Source organism: Pseudoalteromonas sp. Hal040, assembly GCF_037162425.1.
Lineage (GTDB): Bacteria > Pseudomonadota > Gammaproteobacteria > Enterobacterales > Alteromonadaceae > Pseudoalteromonas > Pseudoalteromonas gelatinilytica.
The window spans coordinates 328,026-352,430 of record NZ_JARLUU010000001.1 but is presented as its reverse complement, the minus strand read 5'-3'; the positions used below and the strand labels follow the sequence as shown (position 1 = coordinate 352,430).

General features: G+C 40.6%; 17 protein-coding genes. 1 reads left to right on the top strand and 16 read right to left on the bottom strand.

Annotation, left to right across the window (positions count from 1 at the left end; translation table 11 throughout):
* Window positions 1–62: 62 nt before the first annotated feature.
* The 9 genes from tldD to P4S60_RS01520 all read right to left on the bottom strand — a co-directional run bounded on the left by tldD (window position 63) and on the right by P4S60_RS01520 (window position 12,736).
* Window positions 63–1,502 carry a metalloprotease TldD gene (tldD, locus tag P4S60_RS01560; RefSeq protein WP_063699876.1) on the bottom strand — a complete coding sequence of 480 codons (1,440 nt, stop codon included), beginning with the start codon at window positions 1,500–1,502 and terminating at the stop codon, window positions 63–65.
* Window positions 1,499–2,329 carry a carbon-nitrogen hydrolase family protein gene (locus P4S60_RS01555; protein WP_119853844.1) on the bottom strand — a complete coding sequence of 277 codons (831 nt, stop codon included), beginning with the start codon at window positions 2,327–2,329 and terminating at the stop codon, window positions 1,499–1,501. Before P4S60_RS01555 ends, tldD begins: the two co-directional genes overlap by 4 nt.
* The gene (locus P4S60_RS01550) at window positions 2,319–6,176 is read right to left on the bottom strand and encodes a YhdP family protein (RefSeq protein WP_337114792.1); all 3,858 of its coding nucleotides are present in this window, start codon (window positions 6,174–6,176) and stop codon (window positions 2,319–2,321) included. Before P4S60_RS01550 ends, P4S60_RS01555 begins: the two co-directional genes overlap by 11 nt.
* A complete protein-coding gene (rng, locus tag P4S60_RS01545; RefSeq protein ID WP_063699882.1) occupies window positions 6,176–7,648 on the bottom strand; it encodes a ribonuclease G in 1,473 nt (490 codons plus the stop codon). The genes P4S60_RS01550 and rng overlap by 1 nt, the downstream gene beginning before the upstream one ends.
* A 1-nt stretch (window position 7,649) precedes the next feature.
* The gene (locus tag P4S60_RS01540) at window positions 7,650–8,219 is read right to left on the bottom strand and encodes a Maf family protein (protein ID WP_063699884.1); all 570 of its coding nucleotides are present in this window, start codon (window positions 8,217–8,219) and stop codon (window positions 7,650–7,652) included.
* Window positions 8,219–8,698 carry a rod shape-determining protein MreD gene (mreD, locus tag P4S60_RS01535; protein WP_054552785.1) on the bottom strand — a complete coding sequence of 160 codons (480 nt, stop codon included), beginning with the start codon at window positions 8,696–8,698 and terminating at the stop codon, window positions 8,219–8,221. The genes P4S60_RS01540 and mreD overlap by 1 nt, the downstream gene beginning before the upstream one ends.
* Window positions 8,691–9,533 carry a rod shape-determining protein MreC gene (gene mreC, locus P4S60_RS01530; protein ID WP_337114791.1) on the bottom strand — a complete coding sequence of 281 codons (843 nt, stop codon included), beginning with the start codon at window positions 9,531–9,533 and terminating at the stop codon, window positions 8,691–8,693. The genes mreD and mreC overlap by 8 nt, the downstream gene beginning before the upstream one ends.
* Window positions 9,533–10,576: a rod shape-determining protein gene (locus P4S60_RS01525; protein ID WP_054552787.1), complete on the bottom strand. Its 1,044-nt coding sequence runs from the start codon at window positions 10,574–10,576 to the stop codon at window positions 9,533–9,535. The genes mreC and P4S60_RS01525 overlap by 1 nt, the downstream gene beginning before the upstream one ends.
* 132 nt (window positions 10,577–10,708) lie before the next feature.
* Window positions 10,709–12,736 (bottom strand): SUMF1/EgtB/PvdO family nonheme iron enzyme, encoded by a 2,028-nt coding sequence (locus P4S60_RS01520; RefSeq protein ID WP_063699886.1) that lies wholly within the window; start codon window positions 12,734–12,736, stop codon window positions 10,709–10,711.
* A 223-nt stretch (window positions 12,737–12,959) separates the two neighbouring features.
* Between P4S60_RS01520 and P4S60_RS01515 the strand changes: the two genes are divergently transcribed.
* Window positions 12,960–13,874: a 1-aminocyclopropane-1-carboxylate deaminase/D-cysteine desulfhydrase gene (locus P4S60_RS01515; protein ID WP_337114790.1), complete on the top strand. Its 915-nt coding sequence runs from the start codon at window positions 12,960–12,962 to the stop codon at window positions 13,872–13,874.
* On the opposite strand, the gene P4S60_RS01510 is transcribed toward P4S60_RS01515, so the two are convergent.
* From P4S60_RS01510 to P4S60_RS01480, 7 genes are all read right to left on the bottom strand, one after another.
* Window positions 13,871–15,523 (bottom strand): EAL domain-containing protein, encoded by a 1,653-nt coding sequence (locus P4S60_RS01510; RefSeq protein ID WP_337114789.1) that lies wholly within the window; start codon window positions 15,521–15,523, stop codon window positions 13,871–13,873. The two genes, P4S60_RS01515 and P4S60_RS01510, sit on opposite strands and share 4 nt — an antisense overlap.
* Before the next feature lie 358 nt (window positions 15,524–15,881).
* Window positions 15,882–17,861 carry a methyl-accepting chemotaxis protein gene (locus tag P4S60_RS01505; RefSeq protein WP_337114788.1) on the bottom strand — a complete coding sequence of 660 codons (1,980 nt, stop codon included), beginning with the start codon at window positions 17,859–17,861 and terminating at the stop codon, window positions 15,882–15,884.
* A 904-nt stretch (window positions 17,862–18,765) separates the two neighbouring features.
* Window positions 18,766–19,023, bottom strand: a complete 258-nt coding sequence (locus P4S60_RS01500; RefSeq protein ID WP_337114787.1) for a hypothetical protein — start codon at window positions 19,021–19,023, stop codon at window positions 18,766–18,768.
* 144 nt (window positions 19,024–19,167) lie between these two features.
* The gene (locus tag P4S60_RS01495; protein ID WP_069020078.1) at window positions 19,168–19,536 is read right to left on the bottom strand and encodes a hypothetical protein; all 369 of its coding nucleotides are present in this window, start codon (window positions 19,534–19,536) and stop codon (window positions 19,168–19,170) included.
* A gap of 131 nt (window positions 19,537–19,667) precedes the next feature.
* Window positions 19,668–22,058: an AAA family ATPase gene (locus P4S60_RS01490; protein WP_337114786.1), complete on the bottom strand. Its 2,391-nt coding sequence runs from the start codon at window positions 22,056–22,058 to the stop codon at window positions 19,668–19,670.
* Window positions 22,051–22,761 carry an ABC-three component system middle component 1 gene (locus tag P4S60_RS01485; RefSeq protein WP_337114785.1) on the bottom strand — a complete coding sequence of 237 codons (711 nt, stop codon included), beginning with the start codon at window positions 22,759–22,761 and terminating at the stop codon, window positions 22,051–22,053. The genes P4S60_RS01490 and P4S60_RS01485 overlap by 8 nt, the downstream gene beginning before the upstream one ends.
* A complete protein-coding gene (locus P4S60_RS01480) occupies window positions 22,758–24,401 on the bottom strand; it encodes an ABC-three component system protein (RefSeq protein ID WP_337114784.1) in 1,644 nt (547 codons plus the stop codon). Before P4S60_RS01480 ends, P4S60_RS01485 begins: the two co-directional genes overlap by 4 nt.
* Window positions 24,402–24,405: the final 4 nt, after the last annotated feature.

Here is a 24,405-nt window from a genome sequence, read left to right as displayed (position 1 = left end):
AAACAGAAAGCGAGGATAAGTGAGGCAGGTCAAGAATTTAACCTGCCATATAATAAATGGTTTTAAGCCGTGCCACCCACGGTTAGGTTATCAATTTTAAGGCTTGGTTGCCCTACACCTACAGGTACGCTTTGGCCATCTTTACCACACACGCCAACACCTTTATCAAGCGCTAGGTCGTTACCAACCATCGAAATTTGCTGCATCACTTCTGGGCCATTGCCAATCAGTGTTGCGCCTTTGATAGGTTGCGTGATTTTACCGTTTTCAATTAAGTAGGCTTCAGAGGCACTAAATACAAACTTACCTGACGTAATATCTACTTGGCCGCCACCAAAGTTAGGCGCGAAGATACCTTTTTTCACCGAGCTGATGATATCAGCTTGGCTGTGCTCACCACCTAACATATAGGTGTTGGTCATACGTGGCATAGGTAAATGAGCGTACGATTCTCGGCGTGCATTACCAGTAGGGTTAACACCCATCAAACGCGCATTTAGCTTATCTTGCATGTAGCCTTTTAGAATACCGTTTTCAATAAGCACGTTATACGCAGCAGGCGTCCCTTCGTCATCCACGTTCAATGAACCACGGCGATCAGCAATGGTGCCATCATCCACGACTGTACACAGCTCAGATGCCACCTTTTCACCTACTTTACCGCTAAACGCAGATGCGCCTTTACGGTTGAAGTCACCTTCTAGGCCATGGCCTACCGCTTCGTGTAGTAACACACCCGGCCAACCTGCGCCTAGCACGACTTCCATGCTACCGGCAGGTGCATCGATTGCTTCTAGGTTTACTTTTGCTTGGCGAACAGCTTCTTCGGCGTATTCCATCCAACGCGGTTTGCCATCGACTAACTCTTTAAAATAGCCATAATCTAAACGCGCACCGCCCCCTGCACCACCGCGCTCACGACGGCCGTTCTTCTCAAGTAACACTGAGCAGTTTAAGCGAATAAGCGGGCGAATATCGGTGGCAAAGGTGCCATCACTTGCAGCAATTAACACTTCTTCATAAACCGCCGACATTGAACTGATCACTTGCTCAGCATCCGGCGCTAATTGACGAATATAGTTTTCAAGTTCACGTAGCAGGCTTACTTTGTCATCGTTGCTCATGCTTTGAATTGGTTGATGCGGCGCATACTGTTGTTTAGCAGCTACATCACTGAATACTTGAATCGTTTTGTTTTCGCCAGCATTGGCAATGCTGCGCGCTGCCGTTGCGGCTTTGTTTAACGCTTCAAGGTTAATCGCATCTGAGTATGAAAAACCGGTTTTTTCACCGCTAACAGCACGCACACCCACACCACGCTCAACGTTGTATGAGCCTTCTTTTACTAAGCCATCTTCAAGCACCCAAGATTCGTGGTGACTCGATTGAAAATACAGGTCGGCATAGTCAACTTGGTGCTGATGAATAAAAGCGAGCGTTTTTTCTAATTCTTCTCTCGTAAGTTGGCTGTCATGTAATAAATGCTGTTCAACCGTGTTCATAATAAATGCTCTCTAAATCGTTGCTGAGACTGCACAGGCATGTCTTGGCGAATTGTATTCAAGCGGTTTAAATCAAGCTCATGGCTGATAAACCCGGTACCAGAGGCAAGCTCACTGAGCGTTTCTCCCCATGGTGAAATAATAATGCTGTGACCATAAGTGTGGCGGCCATTTTCATGCTCGCCCCACTGTGCTGCGGCAACCACATAGCATTGAGTTTCGATTGCCCGCGCAGCTAATAAAATATGCCAATGAGCAGCACCGGTGACGGTGGTAAAGGCACTGGGCACTAAAATAAGCTCAGCCCCTTGGCGCTGCATGGCGGTGAATAAGCCACTAAAACGTAGATCATAACATACTGCTAAGCCAATTTTACCAAATGGCGAGTCAACCACCACAATATCGTTGCCTGCTTGCGTCGCATCAGACTCACGGTAACTGCGCGTAGTGTCGGCAACATCCACATCAAATAAATGAATTTTATTGTACTGTGCAACCACATCGCCTTGGTTATTGAATAAAAACGAGGCGGCTAGATACTTACCATTTTGCTGCGAAACAGGCAGGGTGCCAGCGGCTAACCAAATATCATGTTGCTTGCATAAATCGGCAAGTTTCGTTTTATATGCCTCACTTTGTAGACCTAATTGATAGCTAGCTTGGCTTTGCTTACTAAAGATCAAAAAGCTTTCGGGTAAACACACTAGCAATGGCCGAGTTGCAGGAAGCGTTGATAATGTCTGTGCTAGAAAAGCGAGGTTTTGCTCAGCATTCATGCTTGAGCACATTTGTACTGCAACAACCTGTGGGTGAGGATTAGCCTTCATTATTATCTAAACTCGCTGAAGATGCGGCATCTTTTAATTTTAATTGCGTCGACGACTGCGGCTGGCTTTGCGCAGCTTGCGGTAACGTCACTTCACGGCTCTTACGATCCACTTCTTTCACAACTGGGTCATTCATACTGCCTGTTACTTTAAAGTTGATCTCTGAAATCACCCGCGCCGAGTGAATCACTTTATCGATTGCCAGCGCCGCAAGGCCACTTACTGGGTTAACCATCCAGGCCACAATAACAGGAATACTCGACGTCACCTGCGGTGCGACTGCTAGGTCGTAATCAATTTCAAAGGTGTTTAAATTAGTATGGCCTTTAATCGTTAAATCAGCAGGCACACCATCAAGCTTGGTATCTTGAGTGTAAGCAATGCCCTTTTCTAGCTGCATGGTGCCTTGCATGCTGTTATAGAAAAAGCCTTTAGAGAATACATCTCTAAAATCCAGTTTCAGCTTACGCACTAACGAATCTAAACTCAGTAATGAAAATACTCGCGCACCACCATCACTGATCTCAGCAAGGTGCCCTTCACCTAAACGCCAATCTAACTCACCGGCTAAACTTGGCACATCAAAGCTATAAGGTGCGCCTTGCCAAGCAAGATCAAACTTAATATTGGCATCTGAATCTTTTACTGTGGTGGTGATATCAAACTCATCAAATAACTCGCCAATATCGTCACTTTGTAAGTTACCACTAAAGCGTGTTTGCCCATCGGCAAATTGCCCTTTACCACGTAATACGTGGTCGCCTTTGTCGATAACCAGCTCAGTAAACAAGAGTTTATCGCCCTCCCCAACTAAGCTGCTTTTAATTTTATCGAGCTGATACTCAGCGACTTTACAATCTTCACAGTTAAACTCGATGACTGGGACATGGGTTAACCAGCTTAAATCTTCTGGTTCTGAGTCTTGCTCTGTTTGCTCTGCGACTTCGTTAAAATTAATACGCAGGTAGTCAGTAAAAATTTGAATTGGTCTGCGCGTTTCACCGGTTGGAATAAGTGCGTCGGCACGTAATTCTTTGGCATTTAGCTTTAACTCTAAGTCTGATTGTTTTGGCGCTAAGCGAAATTCAAAATCATTAAAGTCGATATTGTGTAGTGCCAGTTTATTAAATTTACCCGTTACGTTATTGAACGTAGGCATCACACTTGGCGCATCTGACTTAACTTTGGTAAGCGCAATAATCTGATCAATTAAGCCAAACCAAGGCACTATTTCAGTTTCGGGTAAATCGATAGATACTGCAAAACCTTCACGATTAAGCCCTAAATCTTGTGCCCCCAAAATTAAATGGGCATTACTAAATTTCTTTTCGCCGTTATCTAAAATCGCATTAAAGAATAACTGCTCATCGATATTTGCGGTGATCAAATTAGAGATATGGTCACCCTGCACGATCGCAGTTAATGGCCATTTCTGCTCTGCGCCTTTGTTATAAGGTGCAGGTAGCTGGCTAGTTACACCGATTAAATTACCACTTACATCGGCGCGGTAATTAAAGTCATTAGGTAAAAAGTTAAGCGACACATTTATATCAACATCACTTTGACCGCTTAAGTAACCGGCCAATAAACCATGGGCTTGTTCAATCAAAGGTTCAGCTTCAAGGGCCAGCTTTATCGCAATTTCGGCGCGATAGGTATCAGCCACATTTTCACTGTTGTAGTTGGCAGTAAGTGGCATGCCCATCCAATCTGCTTTGGCATTTTTTAAGTCTATTTTATCGTTATTAAACTTAACAATACCGGTCATGTGGTTAAGGGTGATACCTGGCTGTGCAAGGTAAACCGGAATATTAGCCAATTCAACTTCACCTATCGCATCAACATGACCCGAACGTAAATTAACTAACAGCTCAATATCGGCAGTTGCTTCGCCTTGTGGTTGCACAACTTCAAAAACACTCGCCAAAGGCTTGGCAAGCGGAGTCGCCGTGAAGAAAGGATTAAGCTTATCGCCATGAGCACGTTTATTAATGGCAACTTTTAGGATTTCTGCATTCATTAAATCAGCAATACTGACATGGACACTCTCACCTAGAGAGAGGTTAACCAGTTTGCCCGACTTACTATAGATATCCATGCGCTCATTTTCGAAATGTAAAATGACGTTGGCATCTTCAACTTCAGGCCAGCTTGGTGAAAACTTATATTTAGCATTTTCAACATTCGCCAATACTTCAAATTGACCTTGCTGCTCTTTAAACGGGAACCCTTTAAATGGCCCCGAGAACAGCACTTGAGCTTTATTGACTTCACCGCCCTTAATTGCGCCATTAAGGTAATTAACTAGCTTTTCGCTCATCACAGGTAACGGGAAATAATGCCCAGCGACTTTGGCATCCGCCGCGTAAGCTTCGGCATATAAATCTAACCGCGGCTCATCAGTCAGGCTTAGCATCATCTCTGCAGCCACAGTCACTTCGTCGTTATCAAGCCAAATATTATCGCTACTGATACGCCAGCCATCATCGTAATGGTGTAGGTCGAGTTCAACATTTAATTGATTGTAGGCAATATCTTGACTAAAGCTGCCATTGGTCAACAGTTGGTTATTCTCGCCATATAGCTGAATTCGACCAGCAGTTTGATTAATTAAGCCATCAACACGAATAGCTTGACCGCCCGGAATACCTTGTAGCGCCAGCCAATTAATTTGCTCGCCTTGGAACCAAAGCTGCCAGTTATCTTGTTGACCGAACTCAAGGTAGGCATCACTTAACTGACCATTGGGTTGACGCGCTAAAAACGGGGCAAGCACTTCAAAGTTACTTAACTGCGATAACTTTGCCAGCAATGCAAAATCAAATTGCTTTAGCCAAATTTGACTTTTATCACCAAGTTGAGCTTCAAATTGTAAGGTCGGCCATTGTTTTAAATCGCTTTCAAAGGTGAGTCCGGTGCTTTTTAAGCGCCAGCCGTCTTGCTTTGGAAATAAATGAAAACCACCTTCGCTCAAGCTAATTTGATGTGCTTCTTGGTTTTGTTGCCAGTTGATGAAACTCGGTAGCCACTGCACTTTCACATCGCTGATCAGGCCTTTCTCAAGGCTAAACCAGGTTTGTAAATTGATGTCGGAATTAAGTTGCTGCTTGTCGGTATTAATATATTGTGCCAGCCACTTAGACACATCGACGTTCGCCGCTTGCACATAGATATCGCCAGCCATGGTTTCGAGGGTCGATCCATTCAGTGCCATGCGGGCATCAAAGCTACCCACTGAAATTCCCGGTAACGCTAATGTGCCCGAACCTTGATGTTGCTCAGGGGTATTTTGCCAGACAATGTTCTCAAGGATCAGCTTACGCTCTTTACCGTCACTAAGGGTAAAGTTCAAACTGCTGTCTTGCACCGCAAAGTGACCCGTTTCACCAAGGAACAGGCTTTCGATCAATTCTTTTTGTTCAAAACTGCCTGTTTGCTGGTTATTGCCCAGATCAAGCATGGTGGGTAAATCAACATCAGCATGAAAACCATTAATAACAAAGTAGCTCGATTTAAGCTGACGGGTTTTTATAGATTCCCATAAATTAACCTCAAGGCTTGCTTTATCGATGGTGAGTGCGATGGGTGAGGTTTGGTTATCTTCAAACGAAATATCTTCGATAACTAAAGCGGGTCCCTTACCCTGCCAGCTGGCTGAGATAGAACCGATCGCTAAGTTTACGTCAAAGCGTTCATACAGAAACGCTTCAATATCATCTTTGTAGTCATTCGCGTAAGGCAGTGAGTACTTCACTACCGAGACAATAACGGCCAGCAGTACGAGAGTGATAGCAAAGACTTGCCATAACTTACGTAAACAATAAAAGCAGACCGTTTTTGCCTTCATTACATCATTACCACATCAAACTGTTCTTGGTTGTATAAACTCTCTGTTTGAATACTGACTTGCTTACCGATAAATAGTTCCAGCTCGGCAAGGTTGTGGTATTCATCATTGATCAGTGCTTCACTTACCGATGGAGAGGCATAAACCATAAACTTATCAGCTGCATAAGCACGGTTTACCCTAACAATTTCACGCAAGATTTCGTAGCAAACTGTTTCTACGGTTTTTTGTGAACCACGCCCCGAACACGCAGGGCATACGTCACAAAGGATATGCTCTAAGCTTTCGCGGGTACGTTTTCGGGTCATCTCTACTAAGCCTAGTGCAGATAGGCCATTTATGTTGGCTTTTGCACGATCTTTTGCGAGCGCAGACTCAAGCGAATGCAAGACTCGGCGTTTGTGCTCATCACTGATCATATCGATGAAATCGATAATAATGATGCCGCCTAAGTTACGCAAACGCAGCTGACGGGCAATGGCAGACGTTGCTTCGATATTGGTATTAAAAATGGTTTCTTCTAGGTTACGATGACCAACAAATGCCCCGGTATTGACATCAACAGTCGTCATCGCTTCAGTTTGGTCGATAATTAAATAACCGCCTGATTTAAGCTCAACTTTACGGTGTAGCGCTTTTTGAATTTCGGTTTCAACATCGAACAAGTCGAAAATAGGTCGCTCACCTGGGTAATATTCAAGTGCTCCCGATAAGATAGGCACAAACTCTTCAGTAAATTCTTTAAGCTCTTGATACGTTAATTTCGAGTCAACACGGATACGCTCCATGTCTTCACCAACGTAGTCACGTAGCGTACGAAACGCCAGTGTTAAGTCTTCATGCAAGATGCTTTCTTTACTGATCTTTTTACGCTTAGTGACGATTTTTTGCCACAGCTTTTTTAAGAATTCCGCATCATGACGCAGCTCTGCCTCAGACGCCCCTTCAGCCGCTGTACGAACAATAAAGCTGCCATCTTCGTCGCCATACTCAGCAACAATTTTCTTTAAGCGTAAACGTTCTTCTTCAGTTTCGATGCGCTGGCTTACACCCACATGTGTTGCATCTGGCATAAACACTAAGTAGCGAGAAGGAATAGTGATATCGGTCGTTAAACGTGCGCCTTTGGTGCCCAGAGGATCTTTAACCACTTGCACCATGATGTATTGACCTTGGCGCACAAGCTCACGGATATCTTGTACTTTTTTGATTGGCTGCTCGTCAACGCCTTCTACAATTGAGGCACTGTTAACAATGTCTGATGCATGTAAAAAAGCCGCCTTATCTAAGCCAATGTCGACAAACGCAGCCTGCATACCCGGAAGTACGCGACTAATTTTACCTAAGTAAATATTGCCCACGATCCCAAGGTTGCCAATTCGCTCTAGTTGGATCTCTTGCAGTACGCCGTTTTCAATTAGCGCAACGCGACTTTCGCTCGGTGTAACGTTGATCAGTAATTCAGTGCTCATGTTACCCTCTTAAAAATTCGTTTAATAACAGCTCTGTCTCATATAAAGGTAAGCCGACAACCGCAAAATAGCTACCCGAAATATGGCTAACGAAGCGCCCACCTAGGCCTTGTATACCATAACCACCGGCTTTATCTTGCGGCTCGCCACTGTGCCAGTAAGCATCAATTTCAGCATCACTAAGTGGCTTGAATGTAACATCGGTGATCACAAGACAACTTTTTACTTGCTCACTATCAGCAATTGCCACAGCGGTCATGACTTGATGAGTGCGGCCAGATAAGCGCTTCATGGTGGCGGTAAAATCAGTTTGGTCTAGCGGTTTACCAAGTGCAGTATCGTCAATGACAACCACGGTATCGCTGCCAAGCACAGGGCGGTCTGTGTAACCCATAGCAACGCCCGATTGTGCCTTGAGTCTGGCTAGGCGCTCTACATAATCACGAGGGGCTTCGTTTGGGAATTGGCTTTCATCAGCATCAACGCTAAATTGAGAAAACTCAACGCCAAGTTGGCTGAGCAACTCTTTTCGGCGCGGTGATGCAGACGCCAAATAAATTGCGGTTTGCATTATCTAATCCTGAAATGACGGCGATATTTACGCAAAATTAAGAATATCCACCACCAACAAAGCATGCCGGTTAGCACTGGCCACATATAATGCGGGCTAAAATAAACGCCCATTAAAAAGTGGTTTAGCCAAAATTGCATTAGGTGGTAAAGCGTTAAAAACAAAGCAATTAAAATGCTTTGCTGCCATAAAGAAAAGTTTCTAATTTTTTGGAAGTTACTCGCAGTGATAAATATACACACCGAATAAGTCAGTGAGTTCACACCGAGAGGCGAGCCAGAGGCAAGGTCCATCAATAGCCCAACGACCCAAGCTGTGCCAATATTTAAACGATGCGGCACCGCTAACGACCAATACATTAATACCATTAACACCCAGTCTGGGCGGTACGGTTCAAACGAAATTGGTAACGGCATTAGCGCCATTACCAATGCAAAAAAGATACTGATAGCAATCAGCAAAGAGTGACGACTATTCATTGCTGATGTTCTCCTGCTGATTGCGCCACAGCACAACCAATAAGCGAATACGGTCAAGTTGCGCAATTGGCTCAGCATAAACTTGTGCGAATGGACGCCCTTCATCACGGTTAATTTCGGTCACCACGGCAACCGGATAACCTTCTGGGAAGGTGCCACCAAGACCAGACGTAACCAAGATATCGCCAATGCGAACATCAAGGCTATGCGGCACATGCGACAGCTTTACCACGTTAATTTTGCCAATGCCCTCAACCACGGTACGCACATCATTACGTAATATACGCACAGGTGTGGCATGGGTTGTATCGGTCATTAGCAATACGCGAGAAGTCGTCGACCCGACTTGGGTGATTTGCCCCACTACACCCATTTCGTCAATCACTGCTTGGCCTTCACTTAGGCCATCCGTTGTACCACGGTTAATAACCACTTGGTGGCTATACGGGTTTGAATGAACAGAGAGGACTTGTGCAATGATTTTACGATTTGATTGCTTAGCCGATGAACCGAGTAAAGCGCGTAATTTATCGTTTTCACGAGATAAAAATGACAGTTGTTGTAGTTGTTCGCTTTGTAATAACTGCTTCTTTTTTAACGCTTCGTTTTCGGTTAATAGCTGTTCGCGGGTATGCAGATTCTTCGCGCCAATACTAAATAGCTCATACGGCAAATTGGCAAGATAAATAAGTGGGCTAACTAGGGTATTTAGACTGGTGCGAATTGTTGTACCACCTTGAGTGTAGCGATCGCCCACGATCAACACGACACTCAAAAGCACTGCGACAAAAAGTCGCAGCTGCAAAGAGATGGTACGACCAAACAGTAACTTCATTAGTCGTAGCTAAATACGTCACCACCGTGCATATCAATCATTTCTAATGCCTTACCGCCGCCACGCGCAACACAGGTTAATGGATCATCAGCAACCACAACCGGAATACCTGTTTCTTCCATTAATAGGCGGTCTAGGTCTTTCAATAATGCACCACCACCGGTTAATACCATACCGTGTGCAGAGATATCAGATGCAAGCTCTGGCGGAGACTGCTCAAGAGCAACCATTACCGCGCTCACAATCCCCATTAATGGTTCTTGTAGTGCTTCTAAGATTTCGTGTGAGTTCAGCGTGAATGAACGCGGTACACCTTCGGCTAGGTTACGACCACGTACTTCAATTTCAATTGGCTCATCTGTTTTGAAAGCCGAACCAATTTGGTGCTTAATGTTTTCAGCAGTTGCTTCACCAATTAAGCTGCCAAAGTTACGGCGTACATAGTTGATGATAGCTTCATCAAATTTGTCACCACCAATGCGTACAGATGAAGAGTAAACCACACCATTTAATGAGATAATAGCAACTTCAGTTGTACCACCACCGATATCAACAACCATTGAACCGGTTGCTTCAGATACAGGTAAACCTGCACCGATAGCCGCAGCCATTGGCTCTTCGATTAGATATACTTCACGAGCACCTGCACCCATTGCAGACTCACGAATAGCACGCTTTTCGACTTGTGTTGCACCACAAGGCACACAAATAAGAACACGCGGGCTTGGGCGCATAAAGTTGTTGTTATGCACTTGTTTAATGAAGTGTTGCAGCATTTTTTCGGTCACGTAGAAATCAGCAATAACGCCGTCTTTCATTGGACGAATCGCTTTAATGTTACCCGGAGTACGACCTAACATTTGCTTAGCTTCGGTACCTACAGATGCTACGCTCTTAGGGCCACCAGCACGCTCTTGACGAATAGCAACAACTGAAGGCTCGTTTAATACGATACCTTCTTCTTTTACATAAATTAGGGTATTGGCTGTACCCAAGTCGATCGATAGATCGTTTGAAAAAATACCACGGAGTTTTTTAAACATGAGGCTGGATGACCTTTGAAAATTCGTTCTTATACTAGCTGCTCTCACTCTATCATGCTAATCATGAAAAAGCGCAACTGCTTTAATTAAAATGCTAAAAAAGGAAGCATCCATTGCTTCCTTTTTAAATTCTTATCGTTCGCGTACTAAACGAAAACCGATATAGTTTGCACGAAAATCTGGCGCTAAGATTAAGCGCGTTGATACGCGTGCTAGGCTAGGAGCAAAATTCCATGCACCGCCTCGAACAGCCACATCAGACTGTCCTGACTTTTTGTTTGTCCATTCCCACACATTACCTACTGTATCGTATAGGCCAAATGCGTTAGGAGAAAACGACCCTGTTGGTGCTGCGCTCTTGTTTGACCATTCGCTACCACACCAGCCACAGTTCGCTAAATTCTTACCAATTTCGTTACCCCAAGGGTATTCAGTTTCTTTACCTGCACGTGCAGCGTATTCCCACTCAACCTCGTTAGGTAAACGAAATAGCTGACCTGTTTGACCCGATAACCAATCTGCATACGCTTTGGCATCGTTATAAGTTAAACAAACCGCCGGAAAATCACTTTCTTGATCAAAGCCTGGGTTACGCCAGTTTAGAGTTGCTTCCCATACTGGTTCACCATTTAAATAATACGCACAGCCGCGATCTTTTTCTGCTTCTGTTTTGTAGCCTGTATTCGCAACGAATTGCTCATACTCACCTACGCTTACTTCTTTGCTTTGCATTGCAAATGAACTTGCAATGGTTTTTTCTACTACAGGGCGCTCATTCGCTAAACCATTACCGTTAATATCACCCATTTTAAATTTACCAGCAGGGATAACCACAATGCTGGCAGAACTGGTTTTACTAACAATACTCGCAACAGGTGCTGTGACTGGTTGCTCTGGTACCGCAGTCACTTCTGCAACTACAGGTTCAGGCACTTTTACTAGGTTTGCATTAATGGTTTGTGCTTTACGCAGATCAATTCGCGCTTTGTAGCTTTTATATCCACGTTTGCGAATTTCAATATCATGAAAACCTTTTGGTAATGATGTCGTTAACCTAGTTGCGCCATAGCTCACACCATCAATAAACACTTCGTCATCATAAACATTTGAACGCAGTGTTATTTCAACCATTTTAGATTTTTTTAGATCAGGTAATGGTTCAACCTTTACTGGCTTTTTTACAGAGTAATCGCTTACTGGTTGTTCGCTCATACGCGAAACCGATACCACCTGGCTATTATCCTGAGAGTCACTGAATGTTAACTGACTATCAGAATATGTGGTGCCGTAGTTTGGTTGGAAGTTACCTGCCAGTGGCGAGCCATAATCTGCACAAAAACGGTTATCTAAATTAAGTAAGCTGCATAAACGGCTGCTGTTTACGTCACCGCGCATCGTCACACTTAAGTTAACGTTGTAGTTACCTTGACCACTGAAAGCACTATTTACTACATGACTACTTAAAATCTTAACTTGTGCACCAGCAAGGTTACGTTTTGGTTCAACTAAACGCTCTTCAGTTAAGTTAGCAAAAATTTGGTCTACAAAGCGTTTAGTGGCTTTTTGTAAGCCCATTTGCTGACCACGCTGCTCACAGGCAGCAAGTGTTTCGGTGCGCTTACAGTTAATTGTGTGATTAACCTCTAACGTGCCTTCACGCGTAAACTCATTACGTAAACGTTCAACACGTGCCGTTGCTAACTGCTCTTTTAAACTTTCTAAGGTGTTTAACTGGGTATGCTTTGATACACGAATTTGCTCGATATCTTTTCTATGCGAAGCAATTGCCGCCAATTGCATCGAAATATCATCTTTGTTTTGTTTATGATCAACCACCGCTTTTTGATAACGCGACTGTGCATTACTGATATCAAGCGTTGGGTCATCAATCAATCGGCGATACATCTCGTTCATTGCATCTAGCGCTTGATTCTTTTCTTTGTCTAGCTCTGTTGAGCGGGCGCGCAATAATTCGAGTTGTTTTTGTAACTGACTTTCTTCTTTTAGGTGTTTTTCGAGGATTAAGGTCGAGTTATCGTATTCGGCTTGTTTTTTACTGATCTCTGATTCAATGCCAGTTACCGTAGCAGTATCTTGTGCAAATGCACTAGTTGCTAGCAAACTAACTGAAATTAACAGAGATAAAGGAGCAATTCGCATATATTCCATTCCCAAAAAGCGGCAATTATTTGGTCATTATTATTTTTTTATAATTAAACTCTTATGCTATGTACTTGCAAGGCAAAACACAAGCTTTGTTCAATTATTATCTGAGTTTACATCTATTACCTTAGTTGATGCCAGTAAATAACAAAATCATTTGAGTTTAATTGACTAATTTCTATCTGTAAGACGACTTTGCTACAATTAGGCGTGTTTTTTTATGAAAATTAATGCCGTGAATAGTTCTTTCGAATCACCAGTACAATCAATTCATCACCCCTTATTAGCTGCGCGTAAAATTCAGCTGAGCATCAAGCGAGATGATCTTATTCATCCGCAAATTAGTGGCAACAAATGGCGTAAGCTCAAATTTAACTTAGATACGATGCAGCAACAGGGGAAGTCTGAACTACTCACTTTTGGTGGTGCATTTTCAAATCATATTCATGCCACGGCAACTGCGGGTAAACTATTTGGCTTTAAAACTCACGGTATTATTCGCGGCCCTGAATTAGACGAAGCAAATCCAACACTCAACTACGCAAAGCTATGCGGTATGAGCTTACACCCCGTAAATCGAATTACCTACCGGTTAAGGCACGACCAAACTTACTTAGCACAACTACAAGCGCAGTTTCCAAATGCCTACATATTGCCAGAAGGCGGCACTAACACAGCCGCACTTTTAGGCTGTAAAGAATTAGCGCAAAACCTACCAAGCTCTGATGTGATTGTTTGCCCAACCGGTAGTGGCGGAACACTAGCAGGTTTAATTGAGGGTGCACCACAACACACAACGCTGTTAGGTGTCGCAGTACTAAAGCAAGCACACTACTTAATTGATGAGATAAAGCAGCTAAGTAATAAAGCAAATCAGCAACAAAACTGGCAGCTGCTTTGCGACTTTCATGATGGTGGCTACGGAAAGTTTAGCGATGCTTTGTGGCAATTTTGCCAAACTTTTAGTGAGCGACACGCAATTCCGCTTGAGCCAATCTACAGCGGCAAAATGCTCTATGCCGTTTGGCAATTAATAGAACAAGGTTACTTTAGTGAAGGAACGCACATCATTGCAGTTCATACTGGTGGGCTACAAGGGTTAGATGGCCTTAAGTACCGAGGACTAATTGACTAACTGTAAGGTGTAATATCCGCCAGTTTTTGCAATGGCTCAGCAAAATAAAAGCCTTGAGCAGCAATGACACCTAGATTTTTTAAAGTCGCTAGCTCGTTCTGAGTTTCTACTCCAACTGCATAAACAGGAAAGTTTAACTCAGAGCCTTTGTTGATTATCTGCTTAACCATCTTTTGCTGCTGCGTGTTGGTGTCAATATTATGAATTAGCTCAAATGCCAACTTAATACTGCAAACATTTTTAATATTTTTGTAAGTCGCTAAATGCTCAGCAGTGCGCACATTATCAATGACAATGCCTGCCGACAGTTTTTCTAAACACTCGAACTGATCACTGAGCTTTTTGTGCTGTTTTAAATAATCGTCTTCACTGAGTTCAAACTGCAGTTTTTCTGCACTTTTAAATTCGACCATTTGTTGTTTAAACCATATCCAAAACTCGTCATTAAACCAATTCATTGCGTGCAAGTTTATACTAACAGTCAACGGGCCAGTTTCGTTTTTCAGCATTTTCTTCACTTGAGAAATAACAGTTTGGTCCAATAACAAAACATCTTTTTTACTGCTCATATGAGGAATAAAATGCCTAGCCGCAAGTAAGCCTAAACTCTTGTGACGAATACGGATCAACGCCTCATGCTGTAAAATGTCGCCGGTTTGTAAGTCGAATAAAGGCTGAAAAAACAACATAAAATGTTTTTTCTTTATGTACTCAAAAAGGTGCTCTTTACTATCTGCGAGCATACTTGACTGCGTATGCCCAAAAGGCAAACGATGAATATGCTGCCAAGCACTTTGTTTAGCCAGTGCTAATGCCGATTTAGTAAGCTGATAGACTACCGCCTGATCAGCTCCCGTACGGTAATTACACACGCCTATTTTTATATCCGATCGCGACAAGTCACTACGGTAGTTTAAACAGGCTTGATAAATAACCTGATGTAATCGCTTGGTGTATTTATCAACTTCTGTGGCAGGCACACTGTTTAATGTCACCGCAACGCCACCCGATGGCAGTAATTTAACAGAGCGATTTACTAGCTCACCAAATCCCTTTGCTATGACTAATTTAAAGTAATTATCAACGTCGAGATTAGCAGGAAATGGATTTTTCCAAAAAAACAGTGCAAACAAATGATTGTAGTTAGTTGGCACACCATACAAAATATTTAAATCTTGATGACCTAAAGGTTTTGGAGGGGCTATTTTCTTTGCCGCCAACTGAGTGCCCAAGGGCTCAAATGGTTTAATAACTGGTTTTTCAACCACCGCTAACTGCTTGAACATTTTTTTCCACCAGCGGAAACCCCAATACCCAGTGCCAAGCAATATTAGATTCAAGAACAAAAATAAGTGACTTTCAACCAGCCAAGAAGGCCAATGAAACAAGCGCAGATTAACCGTTTTGTAGCTAAACACCTCTTGCTCAAGGTTAATAAAATTTGCAAAGTTATGTGGCACATCACTGGCACTCATTGCAAAGCCTTGGCTCTTTACCAAGGTCGCAATAATATCTTGCGAAGCAATCGGGTCGAGATTTAATTCATACACTTGCTTTGCAAGCTCAGTACCTGTGCGATGAACTTTATCGTGCAACACATCACTTAAGAAAATATTAAAAACAACTAATAGCAAAAACGCGGCCGCCATATAAATGGCCTCCGGTTGCTTTATTTGTGAAGTTAAGTCTCGTTTCATTTCACAGGTTAGTTGCCCAAACATACACAAAGTGTTGTTCAAGAACCCCATAAATACAAGGCTGCAGGGCGATTAAAAGCAATTTCAGAATTATCCTAGAAATAACGCTGTCAAAAGTTTTGTAATTTTAAACACCTAGCAAAAAGGGTTAATGATAATTATTTTGTAACCAGCAAAGCCCACCTAAAGGAGTAGCAACAAAGTTTGAGTTATTAATAAAGCCAACACATGGGCTGGCTTTAAATCTTAGCTATTACTTTCAGAGGGATATTAATAATACTGACCGCAGCAGTTCAGTTAGTCTTGCTTATTAATTAACTTTAAACATATTGACGGCATTAGAGGTTCTTTGTTGGGCATTTTCTAAATCAACGATAAGCTTTGAAAGTAACGTTAATTCATTTTGCACATCATGCATATTTGCCGTGATATCCTGACTTGCTTTGCTTGCTTCTTCAGCAAGTTGGCTTTGCAATTCAATCGCGTCTGACACCGTGTTTGTTTGTCTGCTCACATCGCTGATATTGTCAGTTAAAATATCAATATTCGTTAGCGCTTTCTCGCTATTATCACTGACCATTTGTGTTGATTCAGAGGTATTCTCCATATACACCTGCAACTGCTGAACTTGCTGCTTTATATCATCTAATACAGAAGAGATTTCAGATGTTGAGGCCTGACTGCGTGTAGCTAAACCACGCACTTCATCAGCAACGACTGCAAAGCCACGGCCTTGCTCTCCTGCCCTAGCAGCCTCTATTGCTGCATTAAGAGCAAGTAAATTAGTCTGTTCTGCAATGCTCGAAATCGTATCAAGCACAGATTGAATACTATTAGTCTTGGCACTTAAGGCATCCGATTGCTCATGCGCTTGCTGGATCAAATCTGACAACGAACTAATACTTGCTTTATTCTTACCGATGATTTGCTTGGTGCTTGCGGATAAATCATTGGCTTTTGTGGTGTTTTTAGAACTTTCTTCCGCAGATACCGCGATTTGTTCAATCTGGCTATATAACCTTGTGAAGTTATCGTGCAACGTTGTCGTTGTTGAGTTGATATTTTCAACACGTAAAGACAGCTCTTTAGCAAACGAGATTAACGACTTAACACTGGATTCACTGGTGTTATTTGATTGCTGAACTTGCCTAATTAAATCGGTAAGCGCATCGACAAGCTCATCAACACTTCTGGAAATTGAACCAATTTCATCACTTGAATTATCGTTAATTCTTACTCCCAAATCATGGCTCGTGGCAATGTTACCAATGACATCTCGCACCCTCGTTACTTTCCTAGCCAGCGACTTAATAACAAATAATCCAAACGCGAGGAACAAACCTATAAGAACAATGGCAAAACCAGTTGTGGCATATACCGCTGTATGTGCACTACTGCGACCGTGCTCTATGAGCGCTTCTAGGTTTTGCTGCTTCTGCAGAATATGTTTGCGGATTTTGCCTATTAACTCGGTCGACTGAGCAAACCAATCCGCTGGTGCTGGATAGTTTTGGGCTAACTCGCCGCTTTCTTGGTTAAGTTTTTCAACAATGCTTTTTACATCTTGATAAGTTTGCGAGTTAGTCAATTCTGCTAACCACTTTTGATCCGCATCATCTGTAAGTGTTAAAGAAAGCAGAAACAAGGTTTCTTCAATGTTGTGAAAATAGCTTCTGATAAGCAATTGATTACTTTCAGAAATAGACTTGGAAGATAAAACGCCATTCACTTTACCTCTCACCTGCCCCAGTCTTTCCTTTAATAAAGACATTTCGATTATCGCAAGACCAGACGCAATCGCTTCACTTTGTTTGACCTGCGAAACGCGTCGGTTAGCCACATCAAGCATGAACTTGTTTGAATCTGAATAAACAACAAATGCATGTTGACCTTGTTGCTTATCGACGCTCTCCCTAAGCGTTGTGATCACTTCATGCTTCGCCAATACGGCTTTGAATAATGTTGATGAAAGCTTTTGTTCTTGGGTATAGCGAGCAAATTTGTTAAACGCTTTATCGACCACTGAACGCTGCTGAGCAACACGCTCTTTATTTTGACTGTAGCCCGAGCCGATGAGACCTGCCGTTAACCCTCGTTCAACAGCCGTTTCGTGAGCTATCTCATCAATCATTAAAGCTTCACGTATATATACGGCATCTTTCTCAACGGTGCTTTTTCTAGCTAGTGACTCATTAATAACAGTATAAGAAGCTGCAATCATGACAACTAAAGCAAAAGCGATAACCGCTGCTAGCGCCTGTTGAAAACTTATCTTCCTTAAAAATTGCATAAATAATAGAAAAGTAGTGGATTAGGATTTTATAAATTTAGACCAGGTTTTGAATATAGCCAATTCCGCCTACCAACTTGCTTTTATACCAATCCGCTTAATTAAGTAGTCTATTTTGAGGCAATAAAACCTCGTTGATAACAAGGCAATAATTTCGTTATTTAGTTGTTCTAAATGAGAAATTTTTAACGTAGTTAGCGACAGGTTTAATCCCTCAAAATGATTAAGTATTATTGCGGGTTGGTATTAGGTTAAGCATTAATTCTCACACATAAAAAAAGCCCCGCTAATGCAGGGCTTCTTAAAAACTAATTACACAGTTTTTGTTATGTCACCAATTAGAACGGAAGTAACTGCCAAAAATCCTCATCTGACTGGATGAGTGAGTGAATGAATCCATTTAAGTCATTGTTTTTAAGAAACAAACAAACTTTTACTAGTGTTCTTTTATAATTTTATTCTTACAAAACAGATCATTCCGTAAAATTAACGCTTAAAGTTGGCCTCAATTAGCTCATTCTTTACACTTTTTAAATTTAACAATCACCCAAGCTCTCCCAGTTTAGCAGCCCTATAGCTCAACTATAATATTTCAATAATTCTTCATACTGAAGCCACTCAGGACTATTTCTTAGCTTTTCAATAAATGAAAATGGCAAAGAGCTATTCAAGTCAAAATCTTCATATAACCCTGGAGCGACCCTTTGAATAAGAGTACGAAATTCTTGCTTATCGATACTACATCCATCCAAAATTTCGTTGAGGGTTGAATAATCACCATCAGCATCTAATGATGCAAAAAGAGCATTTAACCTGCATAAATATAAATGCTCTTTATCTTGGAAGAAGTAAGGCAACTCGTGTATTGGAACTTTGAGCTCCCCTTTGTATGAAATCCAATATTTTAAAAAGAATACTCGCCTGCCATGTCATTGATAGTTTCTAAATGAAATAGAACATAGCTAATACATTTACCAAGCTGCTCAGTAAAATCAAATATTGATTCATTTCGATATGCAAAAGCTAAAACCTTTGCGAAATAGTCATGTGTATCTTCAACATCATAAGCTGCGCAAGGCATACGTTTAATTGCGGATTTCTGAAGTGGAGTGAGGCTTAAATTCTCTGAATATTCGCGCTTTAGGCAATTACATTTCGTCATAATGATCTCCTGTAAGCAGCAGTCCACCCAACCACGGCTTACGTTGAATCATTAGATAAAATGTTGCGGATGCTCGGCTTCGTCATTTTGGTGGCACAGGCTGTCCGCACAGCCCAGCCATAAGCAAATTGCTTACGATTGAAATTAGTCTATATCAATTATCTTCTCTAAATCAACCTGATCAATTTTCAATATAGAAGCTATTAAGGTCAAAGAACTAACATTTTTCAAATAGCTTACTTTGGCAAATCCGCTTTGCCAGCTTGGCCATAAAGATTTAATAGTATCAATCAGCAAAGCTGGATTCGCGTGTTCATGTGAAAGAAGGCAAACTTTTTCTTCCGTTAATTGACCACTATCAATACTATGTTTTAACTTAGCCCAAGATTTATACCCATATACGTCTATCGCTAATGTCATTTGCGCTTGATTTAATTTACAGCCTGACAGTTCAACAATCGTCCTGGCCTGTCGCTGAGCTGTACGTAGTAATTGTGACTTTTGTTCAGGCACTACTAGTCCTCGAAGTATCAGGCAATCCACAACATTTCTGATACTTTGAAAATAAGTAGTTCAAATTAATAAATGGGCTTTCGCTTCGTTATTGTGGTCACAGGCCGCCATCATGGCCAAACTAAACTTTACTAATTGCTAGGTTCTAACTTCAATTTTTTCATGTTCACAAGCTTAGGCTCTGTTTGTATCTGGTATTTATAAGCTAAGAAGTTTGCTACTTTCCTCTCATGAGTTGAAAGAATTAATTGGCTATCTTTAAACTCATATTTTAATAGCTGAACAAAGGATGCTAAGTTCATTTCATCCATTGTTTGTACTGGGTCATCGATCAATAGTGTTTTGAGCTGGGTAGGATAAACTTTGTTCATTGCTAGCATAAACGATATCACTAGCCCAGAAAGTTGTCCTGAACTCATAGTATTCCAAGCGTCATGAGCATCATTTAAACCAGAAGTAAACCTGATAAAGCCATTATCTCTTGTAGACTCGGCACATTGTAAAAAGGCACCATTCCCATCAGGTCTTGTTTGCAATATTTTGCTACTGTAAATATAAAATGGAATAGCTAACTGCTTAGCTACTGACTTTTCGTATTCTTTGATTTTCTTCGTATATTTACTATGTATACCTTTAACCGTAGATTCTTTTCTAGAAAGTGTCCCATGTATAGTCTGTAACTTCTTAATGCGTTCATCTAGGGCTGTTAACTTATCTGAGTTAAACTTTAGTTTAACAAGGTTCAAAAATTTCAAATCTAATTCAACATCTGAACCAGTCAGCTGGTCCGCCTTACTATTGAGAACCTGATTGGATACAACACTTAGGTCAAAGCTTTTTAAAATGGATTTTATCTCATCAAATGAAATCTCACTTTCCATTGATTTCGTTACGTTTCTTAAAGATGATTTAAATTCATGTATTCTATATAGACCTTTCTCGCCTAAGAGAACTGATGAGTCAGCCTTACAAAATTGACTAAACTCAATTTCATTGATGTTAAGCCACTCTATAACTTTACGCATCCGCTCCCATCGCTCTCGGGGTAAGACAACTTCCTCCAATCCTAGTTTGAAATCCAATAATCGGATGTACTTTTCAATAAACCTATTTGCTTTTTCTGCACATTTAGATACTAAGTTTTTCCTTAAATCAGTCTCTAACAAATTAAGAGCTGATAACGCGTCAGATTGAAGCTCCTCAAACACTTTTGATTGCTTTTCATACTCTAACCGCAGTTGTTCATTTGAGTTTTTTAAATCACCACAGAAAGGACAATTAGTTTTGCTGCTTTTCATCTCAGAAATATGAGAATCAAAGCATGTTTTCAAATTTTTCCTACTTTCTAATAACCTAGCCAAAACCTTTTGATAACCACCTACCTCTTTGGAAGCCTTGAAGTAGTCATCTAATTTATCCTTGTGCTTCAAATACTCTTTTGGGAAATAGCTTGATATCTTCTCAAGTAAATTTGGTAAGTCAAAATGTTCATTTTCAGCTAGAGATAAAAAGCTCCTAAAATTATTAATTTTTAGTTCGAGTTTGTTAAGACTTAAAACATGTCTATCTGCTTTTTGCACTTCTTCATAGCTGTTCAAATGACCTGAGAGCATAATATCTTTTAATGCTTGCTCGCGCTGTTCAATTAGTACGTCTAGAAAGTAGTTAAACTCTAAATTCCTATATTCATCAATGTTCTTCGTAAGCCATAACAACGTTTCAAGCGCGTCACGAGCACCACCGATTTGCTCATTAGAAGTAGGAATAAAATTTGTTATGAATTCCAACTTACCGCTAGGTTCCATAACTTGAGCATCTTCATTATTGTCAACTAATAGACCTAAAGACTCACTAACTCTTACTTTTTCAGACTCAAGAACAGTTATATCTTTATCTAAAGAGTTCAATCGGTCATTTATTTTTTTCTTTATTAAATTAAGTTTATCTCTATCTTCATTTTGTCTAATTGAACCAAAAAGGTAACTAATTTTACCATGCCTTTCACTTTCCTTGTTTTTCAAGAAGTGACATGTCTCTTCTTGTTGGACATAGTTAAATAAATCAAAAGTAGATTCTAATTCACTATTACCAAGTAAATCCTCCAAATTTAACGATTCATCGAAGGAGTATTCAGAATCATCATTAAATTGACTTGGCCACTCACTCAAAAGCATTCTTTCTAAAGTGAAAAGTGTAGGTTTGTTTTGTTGTTTTGTTGTCTGAGGAGGAATTTTCAAATATATGACAGCAGCAGTAATGTTTTCCGATTTTAGCTCTAAAAATATCTCCGTAACTTCTTTACTATCTTTCTTTAAAAGATGAGTATCTTTTTGTTTTCCATCTGTATTGACAACTCTTCCAATTTTACGGGTGAGACATATCTCCACCGCATCAAATAAAGTCGTCTTTCCGAATCCATTTGGCCCATCAAAAATAAAAACGTCAGAAGATGAAAAATCTAAAAAAAACGGCTCACCGAAAGACTTGAAGTTTTTCAACCTTAATCTTCCTAGTTTAATCATTTGCTTCCCCTATTGACTTGATCCATTCATCAATCTGAGATTCACTTTGAAGTGCGAGAAGTTCGGGTAAAAGTTCGATTTCCGATTCAACTAAACTTTCTGCAATCATATTATCCAGATTAAGCTTATTTTCCTTTTCGACTTCTAAGTTTAAAAATGGAACTTTTTCGTAAAGCCTAGCAATGAAGTCATATTCTTCATCCTCCCCCAATAAAAACTCCTCATAGCGAGATAGATCTGAGACCACAGAGCAACATTTTTCAGTAAAACTGTTTTGTTGAGATTGACTCTGCAAAAATATGCCAAGTTCTCTTTCAGTAAAATATAATACCTGTTTCTTGAAATAATAATTATTTTCTTCAACGGTAGATACAACTCTATACACCTCCTCATTGGTCAAGAAGTTAGGCTTTTCAGTTGTGATAATCAATGTGGAGTTTTTATCAAAGTAATGATTTAAACTACATATTTCATTTTGCTCAAGATAAGCCCTAATTTTTGTCGATATGGCCACTTGAATCAGGTTATTTACTATCTCGATCAACCTAAATTCAATGTTTAATATTATGAAATACTCAAAGTCATCCTTTGTACATAGAAAAAAATCAATAAATATGTCATCTTCCACATTGAAATCGCTAATTTCATAAACAGCAAAATCTTTCTCTTCTGCTATTGTTGAAATTAATTCTTTACAATTCATTGCTTAATTCTCCCTAAAGCACCTCGAACAGATTCAAACCTTATTGAGATAGGATTACTTGTCGAGAGCCCATGCTCCTGAGTACTTTCCGCATCTATACTTTCCGCAATAGTTTGCATCTGTACGAATTGCTCTGATAAGTCGTGTTCATCTGATGTTTTTATTATTAAATGCGTTGATTTAGAAAGAGGTAATAGTTGATTGTTTTGTTCAATCAGACTCTTTATTTTATGAAGTTCATAATCTCTCTCATATGGTTCATCACCTTCAATCACGATTGCGGATGTATGAAAGACCTGCATTTCATCGACTTTAATCATTAAATCTACAATTTCACTTTCTAGTTCACGAATAAAGTGAAGAAACGCCTCCTTAATTGAACGTTTACAAGTTATGTTGCTGTAGTATTCAGCGACTGGGCTTATAGGTATATGATGTGGGTTGAGTTTTTCTAACAGTTCTGAGTATTTATGCTGCTCAAGCACTCTTTTTCTGTTTTTCTCTAGGTTTAACTTTCTGGAAATATTAATATCTTCTTCAATGTTTCCCTCTATGAAATATTCTAACCTTTCTACTTCTTGCAGAAATGCATCTTCAAAACAATTAGCACATAACCTTTCCCAATAGTCATCATCTTGTTGCTTAGTTAGAACTTTCAAAGGTGCTAATAACTTAAAAAAGAACAGAGAGCTTTTTGCCTCTAAGTATCCATCGCCTTCGTGTATACCACTTCTAATTGCGTTGTGTCTTTCAGAAATATGCTCATCAATTATTCCACATAAAGCTGTTCTATAATTGTCAATTTCATCACTTGAAAATGCTTCACCTGATAACGTAAAGCTTAAGATATTGGTAATTAAGTCATTAATTTCTATAAGAAGGTTAGAATCAGAAAGAACTAAAGAATAGTCAGGAGGTGAATCAAAACCTAGATATATATCCATCCCAGATAAACTGAGAAGTCCACGAGTTAGATCTTTAAGATGCTCTGGGACACCTGCAAATAGGTTGATGTCCTGAGTTGGTTCGGAAACTGACTCAGCTGTATGGAAATAAACTTTCGAATTGCTAAATGTCTGGTCGCAGAATAAGTGAAACTCTCTAAGTAACCTCCTTAGCTGTTCTTGGTCAACCCCCTCAACCTCTGATGTTATGCTGCTCCAATTATCAGTTAATTGATTAAAATCATTTATATAGCCCGATGCTCGCATCGCTTCAAACTTTTCGTGAATGCACTCCAGCTTTCTCTGATTTTTTTGTTCTGTAGTTGAGCAACCAGTATAATCTACATTTAAATCTATATATTTCAAAAAGTCAGTTTCAGATAAACGGCATAGCTTACGATTTAAAATCGTCACAACTGCACTTACATGATCTCCAAATCCTCTCCCTGCTTTGTGTTTCACTTGGTGAAGTGAAACGTATTCCCCATTGTTTTTTATAGAAAAATCTTCAACCCATTCATATTCAACTGAATAACTTCCTAGAAAATTATTAAAACTTTCAGAATCTAATCCATCTCGTTGTAAGTTTTCAAGAATGAGTTTAAGACAAACGTAGAGCCCAACTTTTCCTTGGTAATTAAAACCATTCCATGAAGGCGTTGCATCATGTAATGCACTTTTTACATCCTCTGCCATTCCG